We start from the raw sequence: 12337 nt of genomic DNA, 5'->3' as shown, positions 1-12337 counted from the left end.
GGGGAAGGCCAGTTGGGGAGGGGACGTACATGACCACGCAAGCCGGTCCGGACGCCGGGGCACGCGGAGAGACGGCGCGGCCGACACCGGGCATCGTCGAAGGCCCCCGAGGAGTACCGCTCCTCGGGAACCTTCCCGCCTTCGGCAAGGACCCCCTCGCCTTCTTCGAACAGCTCCGGGAGCGCGGTGACTTCGTCCGCTGGCGCTTCGGCCGTGGCCCCGCCCTCTTCATCGCCCACCCCGACACCATCGGTGAACTCCTCACCGAGGTCGAGCGCACCTTCGACCAGCCCGATCTCGGCATCGCCTTCCGTACCCTCCTCGGCAACGGGGTCGTCGTCGCCAAGGGTGCCGACTGGCGACGCAAGCGCTCCCTCGTCCAGCCGTCCGTCCGCCCCAAGCAGGTCCGCTCCTACGCGGCGACCATGACCGAGTGCGCCGTCGACCTCGCCGACCGGTGGGCCGACGGGCAGCGGATCGACATCAAGAAGGAGATGGCGGCCCTCACCCAACTCGTCGCCGTCCGCACCATCTTCGGCGTCGACACCGCCGCCGATGCCGAGGCCATCGGCCGCGCCATGGACATCGCTCAGCAGGAGATCGGCGCCGAGTTCAGCGGCATCGGAGCCCTCCTGCCCGACTGGGTCCCGACTCGGGGGCGGGCTCGCATCAAGCGGGCCACCGCCGTCATCGACGCCGAGGTCTCCCGCGTCGTCTCCCGCCACCGCGAGGGCGACACCGAGCGGCCGGACCTTCTCAGCCGGCTCCTCGCCGCCCGTGACGAGACCGGCGCCCGCCTCTCCGACCAGGAGATCCGCGACGAGACCGTCACCCTCTACATCGGCGGTCACGAGACGACCAGTTCGACCCTCGTCTGGGCCTGGCACCTGCTCTCCCGCAACCCGCGGGTCCGTGACGCCCTCACGGAGGAGCTCGACCGGGTCCTCGCCGACCACGAGCCCGGCTACGACGACTACGCCTCCCTCACCTACACCCAGGCCGTCGTCAAGGAGACCCTCCGTCTCTACCCGACGATCTGGCTCATCACCGGCATCGCCAAGGAGGGCGCCACCCTCGGAGGCACGGCGGTGCCCGCCGGCACCCGCGTCTGGTCCAGCCAGTGGGCCACCCAGCGCGACCCGAGGTGGTACGGGGACGCGGAGGCCTTCCGCCCGGAGCGCTGGCTCACCACCGAGGACGGCGAGCCCGCCGAGCAGATACCCGAGTACGCCTGGTTCCCCTTCGGCGGCGGCCCCCGCGTCTGCCTCGGCACCCGGTTCGCCCTGGTGGAAGCAGTCCTCGTCCTCGCGGTCCTCGCCCGCCGCTACGACCTGGACCTCGTCACCGACGACATCCGCCCGGTCCCGAGCCTCACCCTGCAGCCGGACCGGGAGGTCCTCGCGACGGTCCGCGCCCGGGGGTGACGCTCCGACAGGTCCGGGTGTCGCGGGCGGCTAAGGTCACCGAATGCCTGAAGACCCTGAGAAGTTCGACACCGCGATGGCCGGCTGGCGGGAGTGGCAGGAGGCCCCCTGGGGCCGCCTCCGCTTCACGGTCGCCGAGGCGAACCTGACGCGTCACCTGGGAGACCAGGACGGCGGACGGCCCCTGCGGATCCTCGACCTCGCGGGCGGCGACGGCGGCGACGCGATGCGCCTCGCCGCCCGTGGGCACCACGTCACCATCGTCGACTACGCACCGGCCATGCTCGCCGCCGCGGAGGCCCGCGCCGCCGCGGGCGGCCTGACGGAGCGGGTGACATGCGTTCAGGCCGATGTGGCCGCGCTGCCGGCCGACCTCACCACGGGTCGGTTCGACGTGGTGCTGTGCCACAACCTCCTCGCCTACGTGGACGACATGGCCGCCACCCTGGCGAGGGCGGTCGCCCCGCTCAGGCCCGGAGGGCTGATCTCCGTGATGGCGATCAACCGGCACTCGGCGCCCCTGAACATCACCGTCCGGCAGATGGATCCGGCGGCGGCACTGGCCGCACTCGACGACGACCGGCTCCGAAGCGCGATGTTCGACGCGGAGCTGACCCTGCACACGGCGGAGGAGGTCATCCCGGTCCTCCAGGACCTCGGATGCCAGGACGTACGGCACTACGGCATCCGCAACTTCTGCGACTACATCACCGACGACGCCCGCAAGTACGACCAGGCGTACTACGACGACTTGGAGCGCCTGGAACTCGCCACGACAGCCCGCCACCCCTACCCGCACACCGCCCGCCTCTTCCAACTGACGGCCCGAAAGCACACCGCCTGAGCACGCCGCCGAGCGGTAGACCGGGGTCCTTCGGGTCGGCCGTCGCCCCCTGTGGGAACCGGTCGAAGAGGCCCGGCGCCACGCATGCGGCGAGCCTGCTCGGCCCCCGTGGGTTCAGGCGGGTCGTGGGGCCGTGTTGCGGGTCCTCGTGGCTCGTAGCGCGAGGAAGAGCGGTAGGGCCAGGGGGGAGAGAAGGATCGTCAGGAGGAGGAGGGGGGCCATCAGGAAGGGGGAGAGGGCGAGGCGGCGGCCCTCGCGGTAGATCCACTGGCCGAGCAGCAGGTCCCAGGCGATGATCTGGGCCCAGATCGCCGCGGCACCGTTCGGGAGCGTCGCCAGCTCTCGGAAGGTGTCGAGGTCGGGGCTGCTCACCGCCGTCCACAGTTCCGGGAGGACAGGGGCGGCCAGGACGGCCCACAGCGCCAGGAGCGGCAGGACGGTCAGGGGTGAGGCGGCGATCCGTTCGGTGACGTGCCACGCCGGCGCGAAGACCATGAGGAGCCAGACGGGTGCCGCGAGGAGGAACGTCAGCTCGAAGAGGAAGCCGGTCATGCCGAGACCTTCTCGTTGAGGGTGGGAGCGGGGGAGGGGGCGCGGAGGGACAGGGCTGTCGCCGCGCCGCCGAGCAGCACGATCGCGCCCGCTGCGGCGAGCGTCAGGCCGTCCGGTGAGAACAGGGCCTGGCCGCGCAGGGCCTGCCAGGTCAGCAGGACGAAGGTCGCCGCGTACGCCCCCGAGGCCGTGAGCGTGAGGCGCAGACGGACCCGCTCGTCGGCGAGGCGGGCGAAGCGCGGGGCGAGCGCGGCCAGGACGAGCAGCAGCAGCGGGAGCAGCTGGAGCGCGTGCATGCCGAAGAAGTGCGGTATGCGCAGGTCGCCGCCGGTGGTCGACCAGCCGGTCAGCGGCATCGAGGGGCCGCCGTCCGGGACCCCGACGCTGTGGGAGCCGGTGATCGGAGGTTCGTCGACAGCCAGCTGCTCCGGGGTCGGACGCACCATCAGGAAGCCCACGGCGGCGCCCGCGAGGGCGATGAGTGAGGAGAGGCGGACGGCCCAGGCGGTGGCGCGGTCGAGGATCCGGGCGCGCAGCAGGAGCACCGCGATGACCAGGGCGCTCAGCCACAGGACGGCGATGCTGGCTCCCATGATCTGGAAGACCGCGTTGTCGAAGGGAGTCGCGTGGTTGAAGTGGCTCTGGGTGCCGCGGACCACCTGGAGGGTGATGAGCACCATCTCGGCCAGCAAGGCGACGGCGACCACGGTTCCGGCCCACCAGCCGACGCGGTGGGCGCGGGAGGGCGGGGCGAGCAGGGAGAGCATCCAGGCGAGTGAGAGCGTGTAGGCGATCAGCGAGACCGAGAACTTGAACGGCTTGGTCCAGATCGGCGCGCCCACCAGGACCCGGTCGTCGACGACCAGACCGACGGCGGAGACGAGCGCGAGCGCGACCATCGAGGCGGCGAACCAGACCAGCGGCCGGTGCAGCCGGGCGAGTGGCCTCAACGCGGGTGAAGACATACGGATCCCCCCGTGGAAAGTATGGATAGTGGCACTCGCCGCTATCTGATAGCTCCACTATCTATGATGGGGATGTCGGTCGGCAAGGCCGTTGAAAGACCGGGAAGGTGAACGCGCGGTGCGCATCGGAGAGTTGAGTCGCAGGACCGGGGTGTCCGTACCGACGATCAAGTTCTATGTACGGGAGGGGCTGCTGCCGGCCGGGGAGCTGACGAGCCCGAACCAGGCCTCGTACGGGGAGACGCACGTCAGGCGGCTGCGCCTGATCCGGGCGCTCCTCGACGTGGGCGGCCTGTCGGTCGCGGGCATCCGCGACGTGCTCGTGGCGGTCGACGAGCCCGAGCGGCCGGTGCACAAGGTGCTGGGCGTCGTGGCGAGCCGGATGCTCCCGCGCTTCGACCACGAGCCCGGCGCCGGGATCGAGGAGGCGCGGAAGAAGGTCGCGGAGCTGGTCGCCGAGCGCGGCTGGCACGCCTATCCGGAGAACCCGGCGGGGGAGGCGCTGGCGACGGCCCTCGCGGCCCTCGAAGGCGTCGGCCACGGCGACTTCCGCGAGGTCCTGGGCGCGTACGCGGACGCGGCGGAGCGGGTGGCGCAGGCGGACGTGGAGTACGTCGCGCACCACGTGGCGCGCGAGGAACTCGTGGAGAGCGCGGTCGTCGGCACGGTCATCGGCGACGCGATCTTCGCGGCGATGCGCCGGCTCGCGCAGGTGGACGCCTCGGACCGGATCTTCGGCCGCGCGACCTGAACCCGGAGAAAGCGAGAGGGGGGTGGGGGCATCAGCCCCCCCCCCCTCTCCGGTGGTCCGCGCGTCAGTTCTCCTGCTCGCGCTCCACCTGGTCGTTCCACTCGCGCTTGATCGCGCGCCACGCCTCGTCCGTCTTCCCCAGACGCCAGTACCCCGAGATCGACAGCCGCTCGCGTGCCACCCCGCGCTCCATCCGCAGGTGCCGGCGGAGGTCCTTCACGAAGCCCGCCTCGCCGTGGACGAAGGCGTGGACGTCACCGGCCGGGAAGTCCAGCTCCCGCACGGCCGCGACGACGGCCTCGCCCGCCGGGCGGTCGCCGCGGTGCAGCCAGGTGACGTCCACCCCCGCCGCCGTCGCGAACTTCTGCTCCTCCGAGGAGTCCGCCACCTCGATGAAGGCGTGCACCCGCGACCCCGCGGGCAGCCGCTCCAGCGCCACCGCGATCGCCGGCAGCGCGCTCTCGTCGCCCGCGAGCAGATGCCAGTCGGCCGCCGTGTCCGGCGCGTACCCGCCGCCCGGGCCGAGGAAGCGCATCGTGTCGCCCGCCTGGGCCCGCGCCGCCCACGGGCCCGCGAGGCCCTCGTCGCCGTGGACGACGAAGTCGACGGTCAGCTCGCGGTGGACCGGATCCCAGGCCCGTACCGTGTACGTCCGCGTCGTCGGCCACTGCTCGCGGGGAAACTCCTCCCGGATCCGATCCATGTCGAACGGCTCCGGGTAGGCCACCCCCTCGGGGGCGAAGAGCAGCTTCACGTAGTGGTCGGTGTACTCGCCGACCTCGAAGGCGTCGAGCCCGGGGCCTCCCAGGACGACCCGCACCATGTGCGGGGTGATCCGCTCGGTGCGCACCACACGCGCTTCGGTGGCCTTCGGTGCCTTGCGGGCCGGCTGCTCTGCCACGAGGGGCTCTCCTGACTCGACGAACTTAGGTATGCCTAAGCTAGCACCCTGGCGCTGCACCGCCCAGAGTGGATCAGCGTTCGAGTACCGGAAGCAGCCGCCCCACCGCCCCGCCCAGACCCCAGCGCTTCACCAGCGCGTCCAGCGCCGCCGGGTCGCGGGGCTCCGACGGCAGGGCCGGGTCGAACGCGGGCAGCGGTACGTCCCCGGCGACCCGCACCACCGTCGGCGCCACGTCCAGGTAGGCGGCCGCCTCCACGATGCCGCGCCGCTTGGCGGGCGTCAGCTTCGACGTCCGGTCCTCGGCCGCCGCCCGTACGCCCGCCAGGTCCCCGTACTCCGTGATCAGCTGCGCGGCCGTCTTCTCCCCGATGCCCTTCACCCCGGGCAGCCCGTCGCTCGCGTCCCCGCGCAGCGCCGCGAAGTCCGCGTACTGGTCGGGGCGCACCCCGTACTTCGTACGGATCAGCTCCGCGTCCACCAGGTCGCAGTCGCCGACGCCCTTGCGCGGGTACAGCACGCGTACCCCGCGCGCGTCGTCCACCAGCTGGAACAGGTCCCGGTCGCCCGTGACGATGTCCACCGGCCCCTCGGCGCGGCCCGCCAGCGTCCCGATCACGTCGTCCGCCTCGTACCCCGCGGAGCCGATCCGGGCGATGCCGAGCGCCGCCAGGACCTCCTCGATCACCGGCACCTGCGGGGAGAGCGTGTCCGGGATCTCCTCCTCGTCCGGGCCGGTCTCCGTCTCGACCGCCACCCGGTGCGCCTTGTACGAGGGGATCAGGTCGACCCGCCACTGCGGCCGCCAGTCCTCGTCCCAGCAGGCCACCAGGTCGTCCGGGTGGTGGTCCTGGACGAGCCGGGTGATGAAGTCGAGGAGTCCGCGGACGGCGTTGACGGGGGTGCCGTCGGGGGCCCGGACCGAGTCCGGCACGCCGAAGTACGCGCGGAAGTAGAGGCTGGCGGTGTCGAGGAGCATCAGGCGTCGCGTCACCCGCTCGATTTTAGGGCTCGGTTCGCCTCCGGGGCGCTCCCCCTTTTTAAGGCTCGGTTCGCCTCCGGGGCGCTCCAGCCGGGCTCACGGCCCCGATCGTGCTCGGCCCCTCCTTCGTCGGGGCCTCCGCGCGCTCGGGGCCGTTCCCCCGGCGCGCCCCTTCGGCTCACTCGCCGGGCCCGGAGGCGAACGTTCCCGAGTCCCCATGCCGCACCCTCGCGTGACCCCCGTCACCTTTGCGTTTGCACCCTGTGAAGCCGGGCAGGCGCGAGCCCGGAGCGGAACCCGGTACGGAATTCAACAACGGAATTCCCGTACGCGACGGGCCGCGGGCCGATCCCGCACCGCTCCACGGCCCGGCCGCGCGGGGGTGGCGGGGCCGTTCTCGTCGCTACCCGTGAGGTGTATGTGTCCAGGCTCCAGGCCGACCATCTGTACAAGGTCTTCGGCAGACGACCCGACGAAGCCGTCCGGCGCCTCGCCGACGGCGCCGACCGCGAGGAACTGCGGGCCGAAGGGACGACGGCCGCCGTCGTCGACGCCGGCTTCGTCGTCGAACCCGGTCAGATCTTCGTCGTGATGGGCCTGTCCGGCTCCGGGAAGTCCACCCTCCTCCGGATGCTGAACGGCCTGCTCGAACCCACTGCGGGACGGGTCCTCTTCGACGGCCGCGACCTCACCGCGCTCTCCCCCCGCGAGCTGCGCACCGTGCGGTCCACCAAGATCAGCATGGTCTTCCAGCACTTCGCACTGTTCCCGCACCGCAACGTCCTGGAGAACGCCGGCTACGGCCTGGAGGTCCAGGGCGTCCCGCGCGCCGAGCGCGAGTCCCGCGCCACCGAGGCCCTCGGGCTCTGCGGCCTCGCCGGCTGGGAGAAGTCCTGGCCCGACGAGCTCTCCGGTGGCATGCAGCAGCGCGTCGGCCTGGCCCGCGCCCTCGCCACCGACGCCGACCTGCTCCTCATGGACGAGTCCTTCAGCGCGCTCGACCCGCTCATCCGCCGCGACATGCAGGACCAGCTCCTCGTCCTGCAGCAGCGGCTGAAGAAGACCATCGTCTTCATCACCCACGACCTCAACGAGGCCATGCGCATCGGCGACCGGATCGCCGTCATGCGCGACGGCCGGATCGTCCAGCTCGGTACCGCCGAGGACATCCTCGTGCGCCCCGCCGACGACTACGTCGCCTCCTTCATCCAGGACGTCGACCGCTCCCGGGTGCTCACCGCCGCCGCCGTCATGACCGAGGGCGCCCTCCCGGCCGACTGCCCCGCCGACTGCGCCTGTCGGCCGGTCGGGCCCGACACTCTCGTCGCCGACCTGTGCGCCGTCGCCGCCCTGGCCCCGCACCCCGTGACCGTCGAGGACTCCGACGGCACGGTCCTCGGAGTCGTCCCCACGGAACGCCTCCTCGGCGTCCTGGGCGGACTCGCAGCGAAGGACGTCCAGACGGGCGTCCAGAAGGATGTCCGGACGGGCGTCCGGAAGGATGTCCCGACGGGCGTCCAGGAGGTGACCGCCCGTGCCTAGGCTCCCCCTCGGCGAGTGGGTCGACAGCTCCGTCGACTGGCTCCAGGCGCAGTTCTCCTGGCTCTTCGACGCCGTCAGCACCGGTGTCACCGGCCTCTACGACGGCATCGACGCAGTCCTCTCCGCACCCCAGCCGCTGCTCTTCGCCGGCATCCTCGCCGTCGTCGCCTGGTGGCTGCGCGGCCTCGCCGCCGGTGTCCTCGCCTTCGCCGGCTTCGCGCTCGTCGACTCGGTCCAGCTGTGGGACGAGGCCATGGCGACGCTCTCCCTCGTCCTCGTCGCCACCCTCGTGACGCTGGTGATCGCCGTCCCGCTGGGCATCTGGGCGGCCCGCTCCGCGACGGTCAGCGCCGTCCTGCGGCCCGTCCTCGACTTCATGCAGACCATGCCGGCGATGGTCTACCTCATCCCCGGCATCATCTTCTTCGGCGTCGGCGTCGTCCCCGGCATCATCGCCACCATCGTCTTCGCCCTGCCCCCGGGCGTCCGGATGACCGAGCTCGGCATCCGCCAGGTCGACGGCGAACTCGTCGAGGCCGCCGAGGCCTTCGGCACCACCCCGCGCGACACCCTGCTTCGCGTGCAGCTCCCGCTCGCCCTGCCGACGATCATGGCGGGCGTCAACCAGGTCATCATGCTCGGCCTGTCCATGGTCGTCATCGCGGGCATGGTCGGCGGCGGCGGCCTCGGCGGCGCGGTCTACCGCGCCATCGGCAACGTCGACATCGGCCTCGGCTTCGAGGCCGGCGTCTCCATCGTCGTCCTCGCCATGTACCTGGACCGGATGACCGGTGCGCTCGGCCGCCAGGTCTCCCCGCTGGGCCGCCGCGCCGCCGCCAAGGCGCGCGCCGCGAGCGCCAAGCGGCCCGGCGCGAAGCTCTGGGCCCACCGCCCGCAGCCCGTCACCGCTCTCGTCGGCGTCGTCGTCCTGGCCCTCGTCGCCGGCGGTACGGGCTACCTCGGCTCCGGCGGCGCGACCTCCACCACCGCCGCCGGCCCGAACAGCGGCCACGGCAAGAAGATCAGCATCGGCTACATCCCCTGGGACGAGGGCATCGCCTCCACGTACCTCTGGAAGGAGCTCCTGGAGCGACGCGGCTACGAGGTCGACACCAAGCAGCTGGAGGCCGGCGCCCTCTACACCGGTCTGGCCGGCGGGCAGCTCGACTTCCAGACCGACGCCTGGCTCCCCGTCACCCACGCCCAGTACTGGGAGAAGTACGGGAACAAGCTCGAAGACCTCGGCTCCTGGTACGGCCCCACCTCCCTGGAGCTCGCCGTCCCCTCGTACGTCAAGGGCGTCGACTCGCTCGCCGACCTCAAGGGGAAGGCGGGACAGTTCAAGGGCCGCATCGTCGGCATCGAGCCGAGCGCCGGAATGATGGGCATCCTCAAGGACAAGGTGCTCAAGGAGTACGGCCTTGAGGGCGAGTACGAGGTCGTCGACGGCTCCACCCCCGGCATGCTGGCCGAGCTGAAGCGCGCGTACGAGCGCAAGGAGCCCGTCGTCGTCACCCTCTGGTCGCCGCACTGGGCCTACTCCGCCCACGACCTGAAGAAGCTCGCCGACCCCAAGGGCACCTGGGGCAAGGGCGACGGCGTCCACACCCTCGCCCGCAAGGGCTTCGCCGCCGAGAACCCCGAGGTCGGCGCCTGGCTGAGGAACTTCGAGCTGACCGAGAAGCAGCTCACGGACCTCGAAGCCGCCATCCAGGAGACCGGCAAGGGCAAGGAGCAGCAGGCCGTCCGCGACTGGCTGGACCACAACCCCGGCCTGGCGGAGAAGCTCGCCCCGCAGTAGGGCCCGGAGGGCCGGGATCCGTCCCTGTCCGGAAAGGGGTGGTCGCCGAGTGTATTCGGCGGCCACCCCTTTTCGTCACGACGCGAAACCCGGAGCCAAAGCTGCGTAAGGTGCAGGTAACCGACCGGTACGAGGCACGAGGGAGGGAGCCGACATGGACGAGAAGGAATCACCCCGCGTGGGCGCGGCCGTCAAGAGGCGCCGCCGATCGCTCCAGCTCACGCTGGCCGTCGTCGCCTCCCGCAGCGGTCTCTCCGTGCCCTTCCTCAGCCAGATCGAGAACGAGCGCGCGCGGCCGAGCCGCCGCTCCCTCGAGCTCGTCGCCGGAGCCCTGGAGACCACCGCCGGTGAACTCCTCGCAGCCGCCGAGGCCGCCAGGACCGTCGATGTCGTACGGGCCGAGGAGCACTCCCCGGAGCTGCCCCCGGGCGTCCGGCGCCTCGTCCGGGCACGCCACCAACTGCACGCCCTGGAGTTCACCGGCGAACAGGACGCGGGCCGCGAATTCCAGCACCGGAACGACGAGTTGCTGTACGTGGCCGACGGCGCCGCCGAGGTCGAGGCCGAGGGCCGTGCCCACCGGCTGGGCCGCGGCGACACGCTCTACCTCTCCGGGGGCGTACGGCACCGCTGGCGCGCCACCGAGCCCGGCACCCGCCTCGTCGTCGTCGCCGTCGCGGACCACGTCGAGGTCGAGGAGGAGTGAGGGCCGCCTCCCGTGAGATGCGGGTCGTCTCCCTCGTCCCGTCCCTGACGGAGGCGGTCGCCGTCTCCGCACCCGGCGTCCTCGTCGGCGCGACGGAGTGGTGCAGCCACCCCGCCGACCTCGACGTCGCCCGCGTCGGCGGCACCAAGAACCCCGACGTCGCCGCGATCACCGCGCTCCGGCCCGACCTCGTCCTCGCCAACGAGGAGGAGAACCGCGCCCCCGACCTCGCCGCCCTGCGGGCCGCCGGGCTCGACGTCCTCGTCACCGAGATCCGCACCCTCGACCAGGGCCTGCGCGAGCTGGAGCGGGTCCTCGCCGCCTGCGGCGCGCCCCGACGGCCGCGCTGGCTCGAGGAGGCCGAGGCCGCCTGGGCGGGCGTGACACCGCTGGAGCCCAGGCCGGACGGCCGACCGCTCGCCGCCCTCGTGCCGATCTGGCGCCGTCCGTGGATGGTCCTCGGCAGGGACACCTTCGCCGGTGACCTGCTCGCCCGCCTCGGCGTCCGCAATCTGTACGAAGGTCATCCCGAGCGCTACCCCCGTATCCCGCTCGACGAACTCCGCGCCACCGCACCCGACCTCGTCGTCCTGCCCGACGAGCCCTACCGCTTCACGCCGGACGACGGCCCCGAGGCCTTCCCCGGGACCGCCGCGGCGCTCGTCGACGGGCGCCTGCTCACCTGGTACGGGCCGTCACTGGCCGAGGCCCCGAAGGCGCTGTCCCGGGCCCTGCGAGCAGCGCGCCGCTGAGCAGCCCGCGCACGGTGTGGAACCCGGCCACCAGCCAGGCCGCCACGAGGAACACGTACAACATGACGGCCAGCCAGCGGAAGGCGGCCAGACCGGTGTGCTGGGCGAGCCCCTCCGCACCGGTCACACAGGTCCCGACCGGGAACGTGAACGCCCAGAAGGTCATCGCGAAGCCCATGCCCCGCCGCCGTGCCCGCAGCACCATCGCGCCGGCGAGCGCCAGCCACAGGAGAGCGAAGCCCATCACGGGCACCCCGTAGAGCACGGCGAAGGCGGCGAAGCCGTGCGCGTACGGGGCGGGCAGCACGCCCGGCGCCACGTCGGCGAACTTGTTCGCGGCGGTCGTCGACTGGCCCAGGGGGCCGAGGACCAGGAAGAGCGTGGGGGTCAGCGCGAGGGGCAGCGGACCGCCGGTGACGAGCCGGCCGAAGACCAGCGGCAGCATCACCAGGGTGGCGAGCAGGCTGATGCCGAACATCGCGTAGCAGGCGATCAGCAGCGTCTCCTGGGCCTGCCCGGCGGGCAGGTGAGGCACGAGCAGGGGGCCGAGCGCGGCGGAGACCATGGGGGCGACGACCGGCAGCAGCCAGACCGGGGACGCGCTCTCGATCCGGTGGTGCACCACCATGAGGTACGGGACGGCGACCGCGGCCGCCAGGCCTATCAGCGTGCCGGCCGTGAAGAGGACCGTGTCGAGCGCCACGGCCGCGGGGAGCCCGATCCAGTCCTGTCCCACGATCATCGCGCCGCCGCCCACCGCGAGCAGCGCCATCGAGAGACAGCCGTAGAACGGGGCCATCGCGGGGTCCAGGAGATGGGCGCGGGCCTGGTCACGGTGGTGCGCCCAGTGCAGCGCGCGGGCGGAGACGAGGACCAGCAGCATCGCGAGCGACAGCGCCCAGACGGCCGCGCAGAGCGTACGGAGACCGGGGACGTCCACCGGGAGGGCCGCGCCCGCGTTGGCGACGATGGCCGTCCCCATGACGGAGGCGTACCAGTTGGGTCCGAGGTGACGGACGGAACGGGCCGGGGAGGCCGGGCGCGCGCCGGGGGTGGTGGCGCGGGGGACCGGACGGGGGGCCGAGCGGGGTGTTGCGAGGCTTGCCATGGCTCCACC

Annotated in this window: 12 protein-coding genes; 7 read left to right on the top strand and 5 right to left on the bottom strand. The window is 72.4% G+C overall.

The window, feature by feature from the left end; translation table 11 throughout:
* Nucleotides 1–29: 29 nt before the first annotated feature.
* Entirely contained in the window at nucleotides 30–1424 is a 1395-nt protein-coding gene (locus OG580_RS06465) for a cytochrome P450 (RefSeq protein ID WP_267042667.1), read from the top strand.
* A 43-nt stretch (nucleotides 1425–1467) separates the two neighbouring features.
* The gene (locus OG580_RS06460) at nucleotides 1468–2268 is read left to right on the top strand and encodes a methyltransferase domain-containing protein (protein WP_267042666.1); all 801 of its coding nucleotides are present in this window, start codon (nucleotides 1468–1470) and stop codon (nucleotides 2266–2268) included.
* Between the two features lie 114 nt (nucleotides 2269–2382).
* On the opposite strand, the gene OG580_RS06455 is transcribed toward OG580_RS06460, so the two are convergent.
* On the bottom strand, nucleotides 2383–2820 hold the full coding sequence (locus tag OG580_RS06455; RefSeq protein ID WP_267042665.1) for an abscisic acid-deficient protein Aba4 family protein: 438 nt from the start codon (nucleotides 2818–2820) through the stop codon (nucleotides 2383–2385).
* Nucleotides 2817–3719, bottom strand: coding sequence for a hypothetical protein (locus OG580_RS06450; protein WP_267047919.1), 903 nt, complete (start codon nucleotides 3717–3719; stop codon nucleotides 2817–2819). The genes OG580_RS06455 and OG580_RS06450 overlap by 4 nt, the downstream gene beginning before the upstream one ends.
* 184 nt (nucleotides 3720–3903) lie before the next feature.
* Between OG580_RS06450 and OG580_RS06445 the strand changes: the two genes are divergently transcribed.
* A complete protein-coding gene (locus tag OG580_RS06445; protein ID WP_267042664.1) occupies nucleotides 3904–4536 on the top strand; it encodes a MerR family transcriptional regulator in 633 nt (210 codons plus the stop codon).
* A 64-nt stretch (nucleotides 4537–4600) separates the two neighbouring features.
* Here the strand turns inward: OG580_RS06445 and OG580_RS06440 are convergent, their stop codons facing one another.
* Nucleotides 4601–5437, bottom strand: coding sequence for a siderophore-interacting protein (locus OG580_RS06440; RefSeq protein ID WP_267042663.1), 837 nt, complete (start codon nucleotides 5435–5437; stop codon nucleotides 4601–4603).
* Between the two features lie 73 nt (nucleotides 5438–5510).
* On the bottom strand, nucleotides 5511–6416 hold the full coding sequence (locus tag OG580_RS06435; RefSeq protein WP_267047918.1) for a 5'-3' exonuclease: 906 nt from the start codon (nucleotides 6414–6416) through the stop codon (nucleotides 5511–5513).
* A gap of 423 nt (nucleotides 6417–6839) precedes the next feature.
* Here OG580_RS06435 and OG580_RS06430 point away from each other — a divergent pair, with 423 nt between their 5' ends.
* From OG580_RS06430 to OG580_RS06415, 4 genes are all read left to right on the top strand, one after another.
* Entirely contained in the window at nucleotides 6840–7961 is a 1122-nt protein-coding gene (locus OG580_RS06430) for a glycine betaine/L-proline ABC transporter ATP-binding protein (protein WP_267042662.1), read from the top strand.
* Nucleotides 7954–9762 (top strand): ABC transporter permease/substrate binding protein, encoded by a 1809-nt coding sequence (locus OG580_RS06425; protein WP_267042661.1) that lies wholly within the window; start codon nucleotides 7954–7956, stop codon nucleotides 9760–9762. The genes OG580_RS06430 and OG580_RS06425 overlap by 8 nt, the downstream gene beginning before the upstream one ends.
* Nucleotides 9763–9916: 154 nt before the next feature.
* On the top strand, nucleotides 9917–10468 hold the full coding sequence (locus OG580_RS06420) for a helix-turn-helix domain-containing protein (RefSeq protein WP_267042660.1): 552 nt from the start codon (nucleotides 9917–9919) through the stop codon (nucleotides 10466–10468).
* A gap of 17 nt (nucleotides 10469–10485) precedes the next feature.
* On the top strand, nucleotides 10486–11220 hold the full coding sequence (locus tag OG580_RS06415) for a helical backbone metal receptor (RefSeq protein WP_267047917.1): 735 nt from the start codon (nucleotides 10486–10488) through the stop codon (nucleotides 11218–11220).
* Here OG580_RS06415 and OG580_RS06410 read toward each other — a convergent pair.
* On the bottom strand, nucleotides 11147–12328 hold the full coding sequence (locus OG580_RS06410) for a TDT family transporter (RefSeq protein ID WP_267042659.1): 1182 nt from the start codon (nucleotides 12326–12328) through the stop codon (nucleotides 11147–11149). The genes OG580_RS06415 and OG580_RS06410 overlap by 74 nt on opposite strands.
* Nucleotides 12329–12337: the final 9 nt, after the last annotated feature.

Origin of the sequence: Streptomyces sp. NBC_00094, assembly GCF_026343125.1 — a bacterium.
Taxonomy (GTDB): domain Bacteria; phylum Actinomycetota; class Actinomycetes; order Streptomycetales; family Streptomycetaceae; genus Streptomyces.
The sequence above is the reverse complement of the archived record's forward strand: the minus strand, read 5'-3'. Positions and strand labels throughout refer to the sequence as shown.